The organism is Methylobacterium sp. 1A (assembly GCF_058072805.1).
Genome location: NZ_JBYQVE010000001.1, coordinates 2422883 through 2439548 on the forward strand (window position 1 = coordinate 2422883; position 16666 = coordinate 2439548).

The 16666-nt window shown below is 63.2% G+C and carries 19 protein-coding genes; 8 read left to right on the plus strand and 11 right to left on the minus strand.

Annotation, left to right across the window (positions count from 1 at the left end; all coding sequences use genetic code 11):
* Window positions 1–222 precede the first annotated feature (222 nt).
* A complete protein-coding gene (locus ACX9MN_RS11810; RefSeq protein ID WP_489724482.1) occupies window positions 223–423 on the plus strand; it encodes a hypothetical protein in 201 nt (66 codons plus the stop codon).
* Between the two features lie 635 nt (window positions 424–1058).
* Window positions 1059–2027 (plus strand): hypothetical protein, encoded by a 969-nt coding sequence (locus tag ACX9MN_RS11815; RefSeq protein ID WP_489724483.1) that lies wholly within the window; start codon window positions 1059–1061, stop codon window positions 2025–2027.
* A 31-nt stretch (window positions 2028–2058) separates the two neighbouring features.
* Here the strand turns inward: ACX9MN_RS11815 and ACX9MN_RS11820 are convergent, their stop codons facing one another.
* Window positions 2059–2379, minus strand: a complete 321-nt coding sequence (locus ACX9MN_RS11820; protein ID WP_489724484.1) for a hypothetical protein — start codon at window positions 2377–2379, stop codon at window positions 2059–2061.
* 620 nt (window positions 2380–2999) lie between these two features.
* Between ACX9MN_RS11820 and ACX9MN_RS11825 the strand changes: the two genes are divergently transcribed.
* On the plus strand, window positions 3000–3782 hold the full coding sequence (locus ACX9MN_RS11825; RefSeq protein WP_489724485.1) for a Crp/Fnr family transcriptional regulator: 783 nt from the start codon (window positions 3000–3002) through the stop codon (window positions 3780–3782).
* On the opposite strand, the gene ACX9MN_RS11830 is transcribed toward ACX9MN_RS11825, so the two are convergent.
* The 7 genes from ACX9MN_RS11830 to ACX9MN_RS11860 all read right to left on the minus strand — a co-directional run bounded on the left by ACX9MN_RS11830 (window position 3746) and on the right by ACX9MN_RS11860 (window position 9683).
* Window positions 3746–4216: a DUF6197 family protein gene (locus tag ACX9MN_RS11830; protein ID WP_489724486.1), complete on the minus strand. Its 471-nt coding sequence runs from the start codon at window positions 4214–4216 to the stop codon at window positions 3746–3748. The genes ACX9MN_RS11825 and ACX9MN_RS11830 overlap by 37 nt on opposite strands.
* Before the next feature lie 141 nt (window positions 4217–4357).
* Complete coding sequence (locus tag ACX9MN_RS11835) at window positions 4358–4738, minus strand: MarR family winged helix-turn-helix transcriptional regulator (protein ID WP_489724487.1); 381 nt, start codon at window positions 4736–4738, stop codon at window positions 4358–4360.
* Window positions 4674–5603, minus strand: a complete 930-nt coding sequence (locus ACX9MN_RS11840) for a hypothetical protein (protein WP_489724488.1) — start codon at window positions 5601–5603, stop codon at window positions 4674–4676. Before ACX9MN_RS11840 ends, ACX9MN_RS11835 begins: the two co-directional genes overlap by 65 nt.
* 537 nt (window positions 5604–6140) lie before the next feature.
* On the minus strand, window positions 6141–6509 hold the full coding sequence (locus tag ACX9MN_RS11845; protein WP_489724489.1) for a hypothetical protein: 369 nt from the start codon (window positions 6507–6509) through the stop codon (window positions 6141–6143).
* 175 nt (window positions 6510–6684) lie between these two features.
* Window positions 6685–7422, minus strand: coding sequence for a hypothetical protein (locus ACX9MN_RS11850; protein ID WP_489724490.1), 738 nt, complete (start codon window positions 7420–7422; stop codon window positions 6685–6687).
* A 445-nt stretch (window positions 7423–7867) separates the two neighbouring features.
* Window positions 7868–8746, minus strand: a complete 879-nt coding sequence (locus tag ACX9MN_RS11855; protein ID WP_489724491.1) for a methyltransferase domain-containing protein — start codon at window positions 8744–8746, stop codon at window positions 7868–7870.
* Between the two features lie 4 nt (window positions 8747–8750).
* On the minus strand, window positions 8751–9683 hold the full coding sequence (locus ACX9MN_RS11860) for a class I SAM-dependent methyltransferase (RefSeq protein WP_489724492.1): 933 nt from the start codon (window positions 9681–9683) through the stop codon (window positions 8751–8753).
* A 184-nt stretch (window positions 9684–9867) separates the two neighbouring features.
* On the opposite strand from ACX9MN_RS11860, the gene ACX9MN_RS11865 reads away from it, so the two are divergent.
* On the plus strand, window positions 9868–10242 hold the full coding sequence (locus ACX9MN_RS11865) for a hypothetical protein (protein ID WP_489724493.1): 375 nt from the start codon (window positions 9868–9870) through the stop codon (window positions 10240–10242).
* 23 nt (window positions 10243–10265) lie between these two features.
* The gene (locus tag ACX9MN_RS11870; RefSeq protein WP_489724494.1) at window positions 10266–10634 is read left to right on the plus strand and encodes a hypothetical protein; all 369 of its coding nucleotides are present in this window, start codon (window positions 10266–10268) and stop codon (window positions 10632–10634) included.
* Window positions 10635–11511: 877 nt separating this feature from the next.
* Here ACX9MN_RS11870 and ACX9MN_RS11875 read toward each other — a convergent pair.
* Both ACX9MN_RS11875 and ACX9MN_RS11880 read right to left on the minus strand, forming a co-directional pair.
* Entirely contained in the window at window positions 11512–11835 is a 324-nt protein-coding gene (locus tag ACX9MN_RS11875) for a hypothetical protein (protein ID WP_489724495.1), read from the minus strand.
* Window position 11836: 1 nt separating this feature from the next.
* Window positions 11837–12499, minus strand: coding sequence for an AAA family ATPase (locus ACX9MN_RS11880; RefSeq protein ID WP_489724496.1), 663 nt, complete (start codon window positions 12497–12499; stop codon window positions 11837–11839).
* 174 nt (window positions 12500–12673) lie between these two features.
* On the opposite strand from ACX9MN_RS11880, the gene ACX9MN_RS11885 reads away from it, so the two are divergent.
* The 3 genes from ACX9MN_RS11885 to ACX9MN_RS11895 all read left to right on the plus strand — a co-directional run bounded on the left by ACX9MN_RS11885 (window position 12674) and on the right by ACX9MN_RS11895 (window position 15720).
* Window positions 12674–12907: a hypothetical protein gene (locus tag ACX9MN_RS11885; protein WP_489724497.1), complete on the plus strand. Its 234-nt coding sequence runs from the start codon at window positions 12674–12676 to the stop codon at window positions 12905–12907.
* Between the two features lie 86 nt (window positions 12908–12993).
* Complete coding sequence (locus tag ACX9MN_RS11890; protein ID WP_489724498.1) at window positions 12994–14412, plus strand: hypothetical protein; 1419 nt, start codon at window positions 12994–12996, stop codon at window positions 14410–14412.
* A 120-nt stretch (window positions 14413–14532) separates the two neighbouring features.
* Window positions 14533–15720, plus strand: a complete 1188-nt coding sequence (locus ACX9MN_RS11895) for a hypothetical protein (RefSeq protein WP_489724499.1) — start codon at window positions 14533–14535, stop codon at window positions 15718–15720.
* 82 nt (window positions 15721–15802) lie between these two features.
* On the opposite strand, the gene ACX9MN_RS11900 is transcribed toward ACX9MN_RS11895, so the two are convergent.
* Window positions 15803–16621, minus strand: a complete 819-nt coding sequence (locus tag ACX9MN_RS11900; RefSeq protein ID WP_157861995.1) for a glycosyltransferase family 2 protein — start codon at window positions 16619–16621, stop codon at window positions 15803–15805.
* Between the last annotated feature and the right edge of the window lie 45 nt (window positions 16622–16666).

Sequence of the window (16666 nt, forward strand, 5' to 3'; positions counted from 1 at the left end):
GCCATAGGGCACGGGACCTCCCACCGAACCCGATGCAGCGCAGTGACCGATTGGTTTGACGAACATGAAGACGTTCAGCCCTCGTCGACCGTCGAGGAGAGCTGGATGCGTCTGTACATCGTATGGGGACTGATCGGCCTTGGAGCGCTTGGAGCGCTTGGAGCGCTTGGCGGTATGCTCCACGTGCTTCCAGCCTGAATTTGGCGAACGGGAACCCGTTGGATGAGCGAACCTGAGCAGGCTGAGCCCTTCACGTTCGAACTCCTCCCATCGAAGCGCGCGGCCGGCGGCTACCACTGGGCCATCCGTAAGCACGGGAAGCTCGTCCAGCGCTCCGATACCCCGCTCCCGACAGAGGATAAGGCCCGCGTTCAAGCCCAGGCCATGATTGGGCGTCTGCGCATCGGGCAGACCAACTGGTAGGAGACCAGCTGTCAGGCAGGAGCCCGCCGCGGCTGCGCCGGGCGGGCTCCCTCCCTCGGACCATTTGTGTCAACGCGGGGTCCGATGGCTTGCTGGCGTCGGCTGTTGAGACGGACGCGCAAGGAAGCGTCGCTGCGGCACAAGTCGTCGACGTGTTGCCGCCGCTGGCAGCGCTACCATACCACACGCAACGCCTGCGTGACGTCCGTAGCCGCCGGCTTGGTGGTGGATCCATATCGGATCTGGTGCTTGGCGCCGGCAGGCGCCTGGTGAACGGCCACGTCATCGCTTCTCCATGCTTGAGGGGCCTTAAGCACACGCTCCAGCTCGGCCTGGTAGAAACTAAGGCTGGTAGCGTGGGCGGCGTTCGCGACGCTGGCCTCGCGCGCGTCGCGGATATCGACGAGCTCTAACTAGTCGCGATCATTTTGCAGGCGGCGGCGACCTCGCTGCGACGGCTGCTCGGGCGCTTAAAGGCGCCAGGGCAGCTGCGAGCTTGTCCACAGCCGCAACCAACTCCGCAAATGTGAAACTCCTGGGGATTGACCTACATCTTGTGGGTATGCGGCCAGCCAGCCATAGACAGCAGCCGTTTTTGGTGCCAGCGTTATGCTCCCGCTTGAAGGGAGTTCTGTTTGGCAGCCAAGATCAGCGATCGAGAATTACGCCTACAGGCGCTTATGCTCGATGATCCCTATGAACAGCCGAACCTGGCATGGGAGATCAAACCAGACGCGCGTCTTCTCGACGTGTTGAACCTCTACCAATTCAAGGAGTGGCCTACACAGAAAGTGTACTGCGTGTCCTGTCAGGGGCACCACCACAAAAAGGGTTTCACCTGTATAACTAGCGATGGCGATCGCCTTCTGTTTGGTTCCAAGTGCGGACAAGAAGCATTTGGCGAGAGTTGGGTTAACGCTGAAAAGCGGATCAAGGAACGACATCAGCGACAGCACGAGCTGCTTAGCTTAGACCGCAGCAAGCACATACTAGATACGATGAAAAAGGCGCTCTGGCGCTGGGTAAAACCAATCAACGATTTGGCAGCTCGGCGCGTTGGGTTCGCGAGCAAACTTGATAAACTGTATCAGCGATGCCACGAAGCAGCACAAAGATCGAATGGCATCCTGACAACGTTCGAAAAAGTCAAGCAAAAACTAGGCAATGAGCCAGATTGGGTTGAAAGGCCCTATGCGCCCCTTCCCGGGAAAGCTATGTTTGCCGCGTTCGACCGCATGAACATCGTGCATGTTGTCGAAGGCACTTTCAAAGCTATCGAGGAAGTCAAAGCCAACGCCGCTAATACCGACGGCGTCTCTACCACCAGCCTGAAGCGCGCACGCCTGAACCTTGAACGTAAATTTGAGCTGCTTGAGCATTCTGCGGTTGCGTACGAAGGCGCACAGGAGTTTTTCAGCGCTAACTCGTTCAAAAGGATAGCTGAATGGTCTTGGGCTCGCAACGTGAACGGCGAGCGATACCTCTTTGAAAGGGGCATCCTTCGACACACTGACACCGACCGTGCCGTGGGCCTGTTAAGCCCCCTTCAAGACCTCGACGACGAGATCCTGGATCTCATTCGAGAATATCGGCGCGGCGAGTAAGGAAGGGTGGGGGCTCGACGGCCCCCACCTCTCATGACGTATCGAGATCTTTCTGGCATTCAGCGACCAGCTCGCGCTGGCGCGGTGTCAGGTCGTCGAGCTGATCTCTCTCGACCAGGCCGGCGGCCTGGGCGGCGTCCCGTGCCGTGGCCGCGAGGGCGGCCAGGACCTTGGACTTGGTGGTCTGCAGGGCGGCCTCGTCGTGGGCCCAGGCCACGCCCACGAGGGCGTGGACGAGCGGGAGGTTGTGGGCGCGGCTCTTGCCCGGCATCTGGCTGGCATGCGCGACGACGGCGTCGAAGATCTGTTGCTTGCTCGGGTTCGGAACGTCGACCAGAGGTGGCACTCGCATCGGTAGGATCCTTGTTGGCTGGGTCCGTTTCGGACCGTGTGGTTCAGGCGTGCGAATGCGCGACTGTGGTGGGTTGAGGGTAGCTCCGCTCGGCCCGGCGGGCTTGGTGCTGAGCGAGCAGCCTATCTGCGCGCTGCTGGGACGTCTCTCTGGGTGGCTGCCGCATAGGCTTGTTCTCCCATATCCGATATGGAATGCGACCTCGAACTTGTTGCCGGACTTTTGACTTGTTAGTCCGATCCGTACCATCTAGTTCTAGCGTGGACACGGTCTGGTAGTGGACGTTGGAAAGCCTTCGCCGCATTTTTCCGCACTGCACAGTGAGAACAGGACAAGAACACGCACGGGGATATGTGCCGAAGGCGTTGACTTTCGTGCAACGAAAATGGTGGATCAGCGTACCATATCGTCGGCCAGCGTTCGGCGAGCGTCGGTACGATTTATCCAGTGCTCACGGTCACGTTACTCGGAATATTTGCCTAAGATGATATTAAATCACCGACCAGAGCTGAGCGATGACTGCGACTGCAGTTTTGTATCAGCAAAAGTATTTTGTCGGTGAAGTGGCTTAACATGCGTGCATCCGCTGCCACAATAGCCGGTCCGAGGATCTGACCGACATGACTGACAATCGAGGTGAGCTGTACTACAGCGGGCACACGAATAAGATAGTTGCCGCGCTGGTACAGATTGATGACAGCTGGGTAGATGTATTCGAGCGTGTAACAGTTAGACCGGGCCAGACCTTGGTTCATGGCGGCACCCGGCCGGCACTGCTTCACTTTCCCATCAACAGCGTATGCGTCGACCTTGTAAGCCCCACAGGATGGAGCCCGAGCGCCGCTCCAGCTTCTGTGGCCGGCGAGAACAAGGACAACACTGTCCAGGTCGCCATGCACGGTGACGCCGGCATGGTTGGCATCCAGGCCCTGATTTCCAACAGCCTGTCCTCGCGCATGACCGTGGTGGATCACGGCGGCCAAGCGCTGCGCTGCCAGATCTCGGCGGCGCGCCGCATGATGGACAGCTCGCCGGCCTCGCGTGAGCTGCTGCTGAACTTCACGGCGCTGGCTCTGGAAGAGCTGGCGCAGCAAGCCGCCGGTCAGCAACGGCTTGGCGTGCCCGAGCGGGTCGCGGCCTACCTGCTGGAGACGTTGAACCTGCTGCGTGAGCAGACGCTGCCGCTCACACACATCCACATCTCGAAGAGGCTCGGTGCGCGCCGACCGTCCGTGACTGAGGCGATCACGGCCATGACGAACGAGGGCGTGCTGCGCCAGGTCGACAAGGGCCGGATCGAGGTGCTGAACGAGCACGCGCTGCGGGCTCGGGTCGAGGGGGCGTGGCCGAGCCTGTTCCACGGCCGTCAGGCGTTCACGGAACGGCTGAGCGCCGCCGCGTAGTCGATGACTGCGCGCGGCGTGAAATACTCGATCTGCGAGGGCTGGGCGCGATAGGCCGGCAGGGTGGCGCGAGCCTCTGCGATAACGTCGAGCACGTCGGTGTGGCTGGTGCTGCGGCTGTCGTTGAGCTGCTGCAGGCTTTCGAGGCAGGGCGTGCCGAAGATGCGGCGCGCGGTGTCGAGGAGCAGGATCTCGGTGTCCTCGGCGAGGCGAGCCCGCAGGATCGGATCCACGATCTGGCCCAGCATGCGGTCCAGCGCGCCAGACAGGCACCAGGACCGGGCGGCGGGCGAGCAGGGGTCGCAGGGCATCCCCTCGCTGGTGTGCGAGCCAGCGCGCCGGCTCCACTCGTGCGGCAGCCGCAGCGTGGCGTGCATGCCGTCGAGGACGTTGGCCACGTTCTGTGGCCCCAAGTCGGTGTGCGTTCGTGGCATGCCCATATCGGATATGGTCCTCCTTACCAAACTGGCTCGGTGCGCCCACACGTCAGGCTCGCGACGTGCATCGATGTTCTCATTCTGTTCTAGTTGCGCCAACCCCAGGTTTCACCCCGGGGCATGCGCAGAACCTGGGGACTAGCTCACATCGCAGCCGAAGCGGTGCTCGTCGCGGCATGGATCGTACATGGGCGAGAAGCTGGATAATGACGGTCCAACCTCGAACTGGTTCAGGATCGAGTTGGCAGCCGGGGTGGCACAGAAGCAGCCGAGGATGCACGCGAGGCGGGCCAGCAGTTGGCGGCCCTTGGGGCTCAGGCGCAGCTCGTGCTGCCGGCCCTTCATCTCGCAGTGTATCAGGTCGAAGTTGCCGGCCTTGAGGTTGCCCACCACACGGCTGGCGGTCGCCTGAGGGATGTCGAGGAAGTTGCGGACGTCGCGCTGGCAGGCGCCCTCATTGTCCGCGACGAAGAGGAAGGCCCGCAGCTCGGGCGAGGTGATGCCGGGGGCGCTCTCCACCACGGTCGACTGGAGGGCGAGCAGGCGCTTCGGCACGGTTCCGAGTGAGCGTCCGAGCGAGCGTCCTGGCATTCGTTCCCCTCATGTTACAGGCGTCACATATCCACTTCTGGATGAGTTGACCACCTGTTAATTTTGCATAGTGTCCCAGCGATTTGGAACGGAACGTACCGATCGAATGATGCGTCCGCGCTTTCTTTGGGATCATCTTGGTACGTTCCGTACACCCTGTTTTGGGCGTGCGCCAATCCGGGTTCGCTTCGTCCCAGGCGAGATAGGTGGCCCAGATGTCAGGTGTGATCGAGCCGCGCGGCAGCTCGCATTCGTCCTCGGCGCTCTCGAAGGACATCTCGGAGAACGGGCGCACCCGCTGAAGGGTTGCGAGCGGTGTCTCCGCGTTCGGGTCGCCCACCAGCTGCGGCTGCGGATGCGGCTCGCCGGGCGTGAACTGCTCCAGCACCCGCATGGCGCCGAGCAGCGGGCGCGTGTCCGGCACCGCGCCCATGTCCTGCGTGTGGTGCGGGTTCACGCACCGGTCGTTGTGGCAGCGCCCGAGCTTGGGCACGGCCTTCAGGTCGATCCCGTGGACCAGGCCGTAGACCACGCGATAGGCGGCCACCGGGTAGCCGAGCGCGCTCACCCACACGGTCGGTGTCCCGCGTGCGTTCACCATGCAGCCGGTGGTGTGGCGGAAGCGCGAGGTGTCCTCCTTCACCGGGTACTCCTTGTGGTAGCGGGTTGGCGCACGAAATGAGCCTGTCCACTCCCAGCACGCCTCGCGTTCGTTTTCGTGGTCGATGCGGATCTTATTCCTGATCCTGGTTGGTAGCTCGGTGAGGCTCAGCGGTGTCGGTGCGTCGGTCATGGCCCTCTCGTCCGTTTCGTACCAATTCTAAGGCTTACGAGTTCGCCTCTTACCCCTTATAGAACAATAACATTGTTCCTAATGTTCGGATTTCCAGCTAACTAAGGTCGGGATTTATAAGCTCTAGTTTTTCTCCTCCACCCTAGAAAAAGGTAAAAGAAGAATAAAGACAAGAACTTACGTGCCTAGCACCGATCACGAGACCAGGACCGCGTTTTGCGCGTCCGCTGGGTGATCCTAGATGGTGCGACGGGCCACCACATAGCCCACCAACCACCATCTAGGAAGTACGTTCCGTACCGTGAGCCCCAGACACGCTAGAAAATGCCCGGCGCGCCCGGCACCACCACCTCGGCCAGCACCACGTAGGCGGTGATGAGCACGGTGCCGATGAAGAATAAAGTCGTATCCATGATGTCCTCCGTGCGGCCATATCCGATATGGCTGTTGGTGTGGTCGCCCGAGACGGTTCTCGGGCGTGCCGCGGTCCGCGGGGCGTGCCCTCGCGTGGTGGGCCCGTGGCGTAGTGCCAGGGCGTCATCTCGGCAGGGTGCCGCGCCTGACCTTCTCGCGTCCGGCCTGGACGTCGGCGGGATAGCGGCGCTTGGGCTCGACGAAGCGCTCCGCGCGCTTATCGGCGCCGTGCATGCCGCCCACCGGCTCCGCGATGGCGTCCACGAGACTGCGCCCGCGTGCGGTCGCGTGGCGCGTCTGGCGCGAGACCGTGAAGTAGAGGTCGATCTGGTGCTGCTGCGCGGGCGTGCGCTCCTCGGTCGGGATCGCGATCAGCGCCTGCATCGCGTAGCGCAGCGAGACCAGGCTCGCCGGCGGGCGCGTCTGGAAGCGCACCGGGCTCGCCTCATGGCGCATGAGGCCGAGCGCGAACTCGGGATTGGCGTGGGCCATTGCTGTTCTCCGAACACTGGACCGGGGGAGGGGAAGCCATATTGGATATGGCTGGGTGCCCATGGGGGCACTGCGCGCACGAGCGCGCGCATGGGCGCACACCGAGACAGGGCCTCGGTGCGCGCCGATGCGCGTGGGCGTGGGTGGGCGCCCCGTAGGGCGCCCGGTGTGGGGCTTAGGCCGCCTGCTTGGCGAAGTGCTTGGCCAGGGCCGACAGGGCCTCCGGCTCGATGGTATCGGCCAGCACCGGGGCCGTGGTCGGGGCCGGGGCGGCATCGACCATCGCCTGTAGGGCGCCGATCCGCTCATTGAGGGCCGCCAGGGCCGTCATCGCGTCGGCCGTGGTCAGGGCCGCGATCCCGGCGAGAACCGCGTCCAGGGCCGAAACCGGGGCCGCAGGAGCCATATCGGGTATGGTGCTGCTGTCCGCCGCGTTCTGGGCGAAGAACAGGGCCGCATCGGCCTGGCCCTTGGCCAGCGACTTGGCCTTGGCCGCCGCCGCCTTGGCCGCCTTGGCCGCCGCCTTGTCGAGCGGCAGGAACTCGCCCGCCGTGGCCCAGGCCCGAATATCCGAACCGGACAGGATGTTGAGGCCTTCGTACAGCTGGCGAACCGCGTCCACCGCCTCATCGGCCGCCATATCCAATATGGCCGCCACCTCATCCGTGGCGTGGGTGTGGAACATGGTTGCCGCCGTCTCCACACCCTTGACGTAGCTCTGCCAGGTGTTTTCGGCGATCAGCCCCGTATCATGGGCGCGGGCGGCCAGGTGCTTGCGGATGACCTTGGTGTCGGTGCCTGAGTTCATCATGAACAGGAGCGTGAAGGCACTATAGGCGTGCAGCTTCATGCTCTCCGCACCGACGAGCGAAGCGAAACCGATATCGGCGACAGCAGCGTTGTTCAGGGCCATGACATCCTCGTAGGCTGGCACCGGAGGCCGGTGCGGGGGGTGTGAGCCATATCCGATATGGCTAGTTGGGCGAGGCGACTGCCTCACTCACTCCCTCTATATGAGGGCACATTAAGACCATACAGACGGGCCTAGGCCCTGTCAACTCCTATCGTAGGAATAAATAGGTTATTTTGCAAATAAAAACAAATACAACTGTCAAGTGAATAGTGCGATGGGTGGGCCCTTTTCTGTGTAATATTTCAGGCCTTGGTGAACACTATTGCCCCTGTGCTTCTCCGGAAAATTTCAATATTTGGGTAATAGCACTCGAATACTCGCCGGGTCAAGCGCCGCCCACCAAGACCAGGCCCGCGGGGTAGGCCCACCAGTTGCTCAAGGCCCGCCCACCGAGACCCGGCCCAGGGAACCCACCGGGCACGGGGGCAGGCCTTGAGCGCGAGACCTACAAGCGGCCCCGCATCCGATCCAGGATCGAGCGGAGGTGGCCGCCGACCCGCATCGGATCCTCGTCGATGCCCATCAGCAGAGGCGGATCGCCCGCCTCGATGGGCTCGCCACCCTTGCGGGCGACCAGCATGTTGCCGCACGCCAGCTCGGACTGCGCCGCCGCGGGGAGGGCGTTCACAAGGCGCGTCCACTCGGGCCCCATCGGGTCCAGCGAGACGATCTCGTGGAGCTGCATCTTCTTCACCCGGCGCCGCTCAGCCTCCGGCAGCCGGTACAGCAGCATCTGCAGGATCCAGCGGACGGTGAAGGCGGCGCTCTGATGGGCCCCGGTGAAGGCCCGCTCGACCGTGAAGCCCGCATCCTCGAAGATCGAGGTCAGGCCCTCGCGCGTGGCGTTGAAGAAGTGCGACGGGTAGCCGTGGACTGGCTGTAGGAAGGGCCAGTCGATCATCGCGTAGCCGCCCGGCTTCAGCATCCGGTGGATCTCGCGGACCACCACCCACGGCTTGGGGACATGCTCCAGCACCGCGAAGCAGCCAATTCCGTACAGACTTTGGTCTTTGATCGGGTAGTAACAGTCCGGTTCGACGATCAAATCGGCAGAATTTGACGGATAAACTTCCAAATATAAGCAATTATCGTGGGTTTTTTCGCGTTTTCCACACCCAAGATCGAGAAATAGCTCGTTCGGGTGCGATTTTATCAAATCATCGAAGATATCGACGTTCGCGCCGGCACTTTCGCTCTGGTATTGGCTCAGATCGAAGTGCCGGTCACCAGCGGTGATCGGGAAGGCCCCACTCGGGTGATTGTCCAAGGGAGGGGCCAATATCCCCCTGAACCGCTCGTATTTCGCCTGCGGATTGGCTTGCATGGGCTCACCTCCGCAGCAGACCGCTCAGAAGACCGCTCTTGCGCGGCTTCGGAGCCTCGGGTTCGGGGGCAGGAGGCGCCACGGGCGTCACGCGGACCGGGTCGACGAGCTTCGAGGTGTCGAAGGTGCGCTCAGAGGCCGAGCCGCGCCGGATCGCGATGATCGAGGGCCGCGTCGCGTGCTCAGTCTCGACCTTCTCGTCGTCGTGGTGATCGGCGTGAGCCGTCGTGAAGTGGACGTCGAAGCCCAGGTTGTCGAACAGCTTCTCGTACAGGCCCCGAGACAGGTGCCACCACACCCAGAACGCGCCCGTGTCGAGCTGCGTGATCGGGCGCATCTGCATCTCGGCGAGCGGCAGCACGTCCGTGAACGGGATCAGCACCGCCTCGCGCGCGAGACGCGCCCAGGCACCGATGGCGTAGACCGGGTCCGAGAGGTGCTCGACGATGGCGCCCGCCTGCACGACATCGAACGACTGGGCCTCCCACTCGTAGAGCTGCGCCATCGGCGCGTAGACGCACTTCGCCTTGCTGTTGAATTTGTGCCAGGCGTACCACCAGGAGTTCTTGATCGGGTTGAGGTTCTGGACCTCCCACTGCCGCCGGCTTTCGACGATGTCCTGGTACGATAAGGACTGTGCGAAGGGGAAATGCCGAAACTCGTGAGTGGACGAAGCGTCCAACCCCGTCACAACCGCTCCTGCCTTTTCAGCGTGGAACGCCAGGTAGCCCGAGGCAGTCCCGACATCTAGCAAAGTCTTGCCCGCGAGGTCGAACCCGCCAATATACTGATCGAAATTGTGGATCGTCCAGCTTCCCTTGACGCTAGATCCGTCCGAGAATTGCATGGAGTGATACCAGTAAAGTTTGTCTTCTGGAGTGATGACCCGCGGTTGCTCGAACTGCGGCAGCTGGGTCTTTGTCACTTCTTGGGTCATATCTGAACCCTTCCTCCAGAACCTGGGGATGCGCGAAACGCGGGCCTTCTAACAAGTTCGTCAAGGCCTGTCGCGGAGGTTATTTCCTCTACCTCGGGTTGACGTACCCATCCATTAATGAATGTATCATTACCATAATCCGGCCACGCTTGCGGTACGATACGATCAGAGCTACGGGGCGCTGATGCGCAGCATGTTCGTCCTGATCGTACTGTCCGCCACCGCACAGGCCGCCCCGCGCGCGCCAGCGCCGGTCATGGCGTCGGACAAGGCGGTGATCCTGGACTGGGCCCGCTCGTTCTTCGCGGATCCCTTCTCGCTGCGCTCCACCGGCATCAGCGACCCGCTCGTGAGCCCGGACGGGAGCGGCATGGTGTGCATCGAGTACAACGCCCGCAACGCGCTGGGCGGCTACATCGGCCTCGACCGCATGGGCTTCGTCTGGACCCCGGCCGGACTGCGCCCCGCCACCCGCGGCCTGGGCGGCGTCACCAACCTGACCTGCTACCAGCCCGGCATCAGGATGCGACCGTTCCCCGAGCTGTCGCAGATCAACTAGATAGCTTTCTCAGAGGAAACCCTATGATCAAAGAAGCCGCGGACACCATTGTCGAGCTGAAGCGCATCATCGACGGCATTCGATCTGACGAGATCGACGCGAGCACGGGCCTGCGGTTGATCAACAACAACTTCTGGGTCAACGGGCTCGATAAGACCCACGAGATTGCGGTGGCCGAGGCCGCCTTCGTGGCCTCTGCCGCCACGCTGGCTACGGGTGCCGACGTCCTCACTCACTCTCTCAAGGATGAGAAGACCCGCGAAAGCGAGTACCAGGAGGCGCTGACGGACCTGCGCGCCTACCGCGACGCGCTTCGCGGGGCCCGGCTACGGGACGATGCGAAGATGATCGGGTCGGCTGACGAGACCGAGGTCGACGAGCCAACGATCTAGCCTGTTCTCTTTACGTTCTCGACCTAGCTTGACCGCATGGGCCGAGATCCAGTTCCACCGATCCTACTGGGCGAGGTCTGCGAGGCGGACCTCGCCCTTTCCGTTCGCTGCCCGCGCTGCCGTCACACGGTGGAGCTGGCCGCCACCGCGCTCCCGCTGCCGCGCGATCTGGACATGGACCAGGTCCGGCATCGGCTGCGGTGCTCGGGCTGTGGCCGGCGCGGCGGCCACACTGTCTACCCGGACCCGGCTGGCTGGGTCCGCTACGTCCGAACCCAAGGCTGGCGTCACCGCGAGCCCTGGTTCGCTCCGATGGTCCGTGGATAGAGCACCAGATGCGCGAGGCAGCTCTATACGCGGATTAGCCGCCAGCCGATATCGCGTATCGATATCCACCCAAGTGAAGCTTCTTGCCGATTGGGTCTACGATCTGCACATCAGTATGCCCGGCAGCCACCCAAGACTTCGCAAGCGCAATAGCACTCGCGGCCCTTCCCCGTGTTTGCTGCACAAATCCTTGATTTGACTTCCCAGTTATTACGTACTGAGGAGAGTGACTTTCTGGCATGAGACACATACCGTTGCGGGCGGAGTGAGCGCGATAGGGCCGCCGGCAGCCAGGGTCGTTGCCGACGATAAGCTAACCTAGGCTATAAATTGCATTGCGCGCAACCAAGCTGACTAGCCTTCACCATGGTGTGAACTGCGCACCGCCCACAAAAAAGGCCACTCCCGAGGGAGCGGCCCGAAGTCTTGGGAGGAAACGTCACAGAGTGACATGACGGGCAGCGGCTGGAGCGCGGCCCGTCGACCGGCGGTGTCCCATGATGCAGCGCGGCAATCAACCCGAGTTGTTGCCGCACCGCGAACAGCCGCGTCAACCACGGTCGGAGAAGGTGGGATCGTCCCCGTCCAGCAGGCGCTGGACCGCGAGCACGATCAGGCCGGCGCGCTGGTGATGCGTGCGCTCGGCGACCCGGTTGAGGCGCTCCAGGACCTCGACCGGGAACGTCACCGTGAGCTGGCGCCGGCCGGCGTTCTTGGTCGCGATCCCGAGACCGTAGCTCGACCCGGCCTTGGGACCGGGCTTTGGCTTGGGCGGCGCGTCGGGCGCGGCTCCCACCACGCGCTCGAACGCGGCATCCTCCTCGGCCTGGGATCGGGGCGCGCGCGGCGCGGGCCGCTTCGTGTTGAGGGCCATCTCAATGCGATCCTTCCTGCTGCTCGTAGATAGCTTTCACCAACCGATCTAGCTCGGCAACGGCCCGCGGGTCGACCGGCTTCTGCTCGGCCACGGCCAGCCCGGACCCGGAGGAGGCCGAGAACGCCTTCCGCTTCACCAGCCGGGGCTCCAGCAGCTCGAAGACCGGGATCTCCTGCACGGCCTTGGCCGCCTCGGCGTTGTCGGTCGAGACCGCCCGGGGCTCTGCCTGGTTCATCACCGCGAGCGAGACCAGGCCGTCGCGCTCGGCGTTCACCTCCTCGATCACCTTCGCCATGTCCTCCATCGCCCACAGGTCGAAGGACATCGGCGCGAACGGCACCAGCACCACGTCGGCGAGCATGAGGGCGGCCCGCAGCGCCCCCGTGTCCCGGCCGCCCACGTCGATAATGATGTCGTCCCAGTTCGAGCCCTGCTGCTTCACCTGGCTGCGGAGCTGGCGCGGGTCCGAGTAGGACGAGCAGGCTAGCGCCGGCTCGATCTCGGCGTCCGCCCGGAACTGGATCGAGGACGAGGCCGTGCCCTGCACGTCAGCGTCTACCAGCCAGACGCGCCGGCCCGCGCGCGCCCTCGACAGTCCGATTTGTACCCCGAGCGTCGTCTTGCCGACGCCACCTTTTGTGTTCCCGACCACCAAGATCATCTTGTTGCTCCCAGGGATCTCTCTGCGATCACACAGCGATATCGCAGATAGCTATCTCCGATCTTATGAACAAGCTCGGATGGCCCCGGGGTAAGATGTTTTTTGCCCCTTGTCCATGGTCCGTTTCGTACCATCTTCAGCGAGCCGCCAGACGGCAGCAGTCGGAGACGTACCGTGGCTAAGCTCACCCTCGAAGAAGCCCAGAAGCGATACCCAGTCGGGACCAAGGTGTCCTTCGTACCGGGGAAGACCTCGCCCACCCGCGTGACCGCCGAGGTCACGGGCGTGCGACAGGCCGGCCGGCCCGGCACCAAGGGCTTCTCGATCTTCGTGGACACCCGCGAGGACCTCGGGGACGGCAAGGCCAAGGAGCGGTCCGTCCGCCCCGCCACGCTGACCGCGGCTTGATCGTGAGGGGCACGCGCCTCTCACCACGGGAGACGTGTGCCTCTCAACCCGAGACCACCCTCCACCACCTACATCGTGAGGCTCCCGTGAGATCCACCCTTCGCAAGCTGGGCCTCGGCCTGGCTCTGGCGGCGTCTGCCGTCCTGTCTCTGTCCCCGGCCGTCGCCGAGTGGCAGGGCCCCAACGCCCAGCCGTGGTTCGAGAACTACGTCCGTCCGCAGGGCTACAACTACGCCCCCTCCGTGATCTCGGAGAACGGCACGACCGACGTGTGGTGGTGCGGTCAGGGCGCGACCGACGTCATCTACCACCGCTCCTACTCGGCCTCCGGCGGCTTCTCGCCGATCTCGCAGGTCCTGTACCCGCGGCAAACCTGGAACCGGCAGTACACCTGTGACCCGAGCGTCACGAAGGGGAACTTCCGCAACCCGCAGGACGGCCAGCAGTACCAGTACATCATGTACTACTCGGGCGCCGACAATCAGCCCGGCAACAACAACCAGCTCGGTCTCGCCTACTCCAACGACAAGGTAAACTGGGTCGACTACCAGGGCGACAGCGTCCTGAAGCCGCTCGGCGACGCCTCCAACAACTACGGCCTGGGCCAGCCATCGGTCTTCAATGCGGACGGGCAGTCCAGCCTGTTCGTCATCACCACCGACACCTCGGTGCCGGCGGATCCGAACTTCGCGCAGATCTTCGTGCGTCACACGAACGACGGCGTGAACTTCGAGGCGCCCGTCCGCGTCCCCGGCCGTGCCACCGATGGCACCACGGTCGGCCCGAACTCGGACTTCGCCTACGACTACGCCGCGGGCGACGTCTACATGATGTCCTCGCTGCCCGGCCGGAACTGCAACGCCGAGCCCTGTAAGGATCCGGCGCACAACCCGGACCGTGAGACCTACCAGATGGCGCTCTACAAGATGCCCATCTCGCAGTTCCTCTCGGGCCAGCCGTTCCAGTGGACCCCGCTGGGCCAGCTCTCCACCGATCAGACCGGCTACTACCTAAACCACTCGCCGGGCTTCAACCGCGACCCGTCCGGGAACATCACCACGTTCTTCCCGACGATCCAGATCTTCCACTCGGGCGGTGATCCGTCGCCGACCACCTGGAAGCTGACCTTCTCGCTGCTGAACAAGGACAACCCGTTCGCCCCGATCAACCGTTACTACAACGGCTCGATCCACAAGGTGACGTCCGGTTACGCCGGGCCGGGCTTCAACTACGAGATGACCCTCGGCCGTGCCCTGGTCGCTGCGACCGCGGCCACGCACAAGGTCTACTCGTGCTTCACGGGCGGCGACTACTTCCTGTCGACGGCCGCCAACTGTGAGGGCCAGCAGCATCTCGGCGTGACCGGCGAGTTCTTCAACAACAACGAGCCGAACACCCACGCCGTCTACCGCTGCCTCGCCGGCAACCACCACTTCGCGTCGAACGACGCGAACTGTGAGGGTCAGACCGTCGAGGGCCCGCTGGGCTACATCTACAACAACTAAGTCTTCGCAAGACTTAGGCGCACCTCCCCTCCCAAGGGGGGAGGTGTGTCCTGCCCCGACTGTACGTTTCGTACCGTCCGGGCAGGACACGGAGCCTGCGATCCAGAAGAGAGAGCTTAGATGCCCGAGGCCATCAATTTCCGCGAGCGCAAGTACAACCCCATCGACTACGGTGCCTCCGCCGGCGCGTCTGGTGGTCAGAACACCGCGGCGTTCGCGGCAGCGGCCAGCGAGCTGGTCGCCAACGGCGGCGGTGCCTTCGTCGTCCCGCACGGCGACTTCACCCTGGCCGACACCTTCCAGATCAACAACGATGGCGTCAGCGCCAAGCTCTACGGCTCGGACAAGGGCAGCCGCCTCGTGTTCACGGGCGGGATGCAGAACGGCACGATCCTCAACGGCCGGGCGATGACCTGCGAAGGCATCACCATGATCGCGTCGGGTGCCCCGAACATCAACCAGGGCTCGCTGCTCTACATCCGCGGCGCCGCGCAGCTCGGCTCGCTGTTCGAGACCATCTCGGTCCGCGACGTTGTGCTCGAAGGCCGACCAGGGTCCGACCCGTCGAACTTCCTGGCCATCCAGAACCCCGCCTTCGCGCGCATCAACGGCGTCGGGATCGTGGCGTTCGAGAACGAGAGCTACGGGACCAAGGGCAACCGCGGCCTGTACCTGTTCGGCGACGTGGATGCGGTCAACGGTTCGGCGGTCGGCGACTTCTCGGTCGTGGGCTTCAACTGCTACGGCGTGCAGACCGGCATCCTCATGAGTGGCGGCAACGGCGCGAATGGCCAGCAGACGGTCGAGGGCGGCTCCTTCACCGACTGCGTGATCCAGGGCGCCGAGACCGGCTTCCGGGCCCAGGCGTCCGGCTACCAGTCGCCGGGCCACTCCTGGAAGGGCGGTCACATCAACTGCGACGGCCTCGCCTTCGACCTGGAGAGCTGGGCGCAGTTCAAGATCTCGGACGGGCTGTTCTACCTCGACGCCGGCTCCACCCGGAAGCGCGGCTTCGTCTACAACAACGGCTCGACGCAGATCAACGTCCACGACTGCAACATGCTGCACTTCCCGACCCGCGCGGGCGTGCCCAACACGGGCGTCGGCATCTGGGGCGTGGCGATGCAGAGCGGTGGCTCGTTCACCAACGTCCACGACAACGAGTTCCTCGGCTTCGATGCCGGCTCGGCCTGCGTCTACAACGCCTCGAACGGTGGCGCGAACCGCGCCCACCACAACGTCCGGCAGGGCAACGGCCAGTTCCTGGCCGGCGCCGTGATCGACGGCGGCGGCAACATCATCGTCTGATCACGCTCAAATTGTGCCTGGAGCACACGGTACGTTCCGTACCTATGGGGCCGACATCCGAAAGGGTGCCGGCCCATCTTCGTCAGAATGCCCCGCGGAAGCGTTTCGGAAGCTCCCAAAGCTCTTCCGCCTGCACCAATTCGCGATTATTGAGGTTCGCCGCAAACATCCGCTTGGTACATTCGAAGAAAAACTCCCCAGATCCAAGTCTTGAACCAGTCCTAGGCAAAGACTGGACATAACCTTGGACGTGCCGCAACAAGGCACTTGGGGGTATGCCGTGATGGTCCATCACTGGCTTGTCCTTTGCCACAGCATTTCTGCGCAACTGCCGATCTTCGAGCATCCGGTTGTCACAAAATGCGAGATGAAAAAGATACAGTTCTCCGATATATGCCTTTGTTACATGCTGAGTGAAATGGAAGCCAGCACCCCAATTCGGCTTTTCGGAAACAAGTGTCGGCTTGCACAAAGCTGAAAACGGGCGGATCAGCTTGCGCTGCTTCGAAATCGGCTTTGCCCAGTCGATCTCTCGCTCGTTCTCATGATCATGAAGAAGATCGACGCCGAACGGGCTGACCACAGGCGGCAGCTTCCGGTTCCAGGCAACCCAATGCTTCAGCGTCGGGGCCCGCCCTGGGTCGGCCACGACCAGCTCGTCCACATCCGTAAACAGGACATGGTGATAGCCTTCGAGCAGCCCCGCGCAGAACTCGTTGGCGATGATTGCCCGGCGGTTCTCGTCTGGTTGCGCTCTCGCGAGGTGGAAGACCCTGGCAGGGATGTTGCGCGTCGATCCATCCGAGGATCCGTCATCGAGCACGTAGCAGTGCTTGGATCCAACCTGGCGGCCGTAGTGTCTCAGCCAGACCGGCAGCAGGACGGCCTCATTGTAGACCATCGTCACTACGGCTAGGGGCAATTTTCTTCGCGCCAACATCGGAAA

Excerpts from the sequence above, each read along its gene's own strand:
- ACX9MN_RS11810 (WP_489724482.1), top strand. The coding sequence starts at position 223 with ATGAGCGAACCTGAGCAGGCTGAGCCCTTCACGTTCGAACTCCTCCCA.
- ACX9MN_RS11820 (WP_489724484.1), bottom strand. The coding sequence starts at position 2,379 with ATGCGAGTGCCACCTCTGGTCGACGTTCCGAACCCGAGCAAGCAACAG.
- ACX9MN_RS11825 (WP_489724485.1), top strand. The coding sequence starts at position 3,000 with ATGACTGACAATCGAGGTGAGCTGTACTACAGCGGGCACACGAATAAG.
- ACX9MN_RS11830 (WP_489724486.1), bottom strand. The coding sequence starts at position 4,216 with ATGCCACGAACGCACACCGACTTGGGGCCACAGAACGTGGCCAACGTC.
- ACX9MN_RS11840 (WP_489724488.1), bottom strand. The coding sequence starts at position 5,603 with ATGACCGACGCACCGACACCGCTGAGCCTCACCGAGCTACCAACCAGG.
- ACX9MN_RS11845 (WP_489724489.1), bottom strand. The coding sequence starts at position 6,509 with ATGGCCCACGCCAATCCCGAGTTCGCGCTCGGCCTCATGCGCCATGAG.
- ACX9MN_RS11850 (WP_489724490.1), bottom strand. The coding sequence starts at position 7,422 with ATGGCCCTGAACAACGCTGCTGTCGCCGATATCGGTTTCGCTTCGCTC.
- ACX9MN_RS11855 (WP_489724491.1), bottom strand. The coding sequence starts at position 8,746 with ATGCAAGCCAATCCGCAGGCGAAATACGAGCGGTTCAGGGGGATATTG.
- ACX9MN_RS11860 (WP_489724492.1), bottom strand. The coding sequence starts at position 9,683 with ATGACCCAAGAAGTGACAAAGACCCAGCTGCCGCAGTTCGAGCAACCG.
- ACX9MN_RS11865 (WP_489724493.1), top strand. The coding sequence starts at position 9,868 with ATGCGCAGCATGTTCGTCCTGATCGTACTGTCCGCCACCGCACAGGCC.
- ACX9MN_RS11870 (WP_489724494.1), top strand. The coding sequence starts at position 10,266 with ATGATCAAAGAAGCCGCGGACACCATTGTCGAGCTGAAGCGCATCATC.
- ACX9MN_RS11875 (WP_489724495.1), bottom strand. The coding sequence starts at position 11,835 with ATGGCCCTCAACACGAAGCGGCCCGCGCCGCGCGCGCCCCGATCCCAG.
- ACX9MN_RS11880 (WP_489724496.1), bottom strand. The coding sequence starts at position 12,499 with ATGATCTTGGTGGTCGGGAACACAAAAGGTGGCGTCGGCAAGACGACG.
- ACX9MN_RS11895 (WP_489724499.1), top strand. The coding sequence starts at position 14,533 with ATGCCCGAGGCCATCAATTTCCGCGAGCGCAAGTACAACCCCATCGAC.
- ACX9MN_RS11900 (WP_157861995.1), bottom strand. The coding sequence starts at position 16,621 with ATGGTCTACAATGAGGCCGTCCTGCTGCCGGTCTGGCTGAGACACTAC.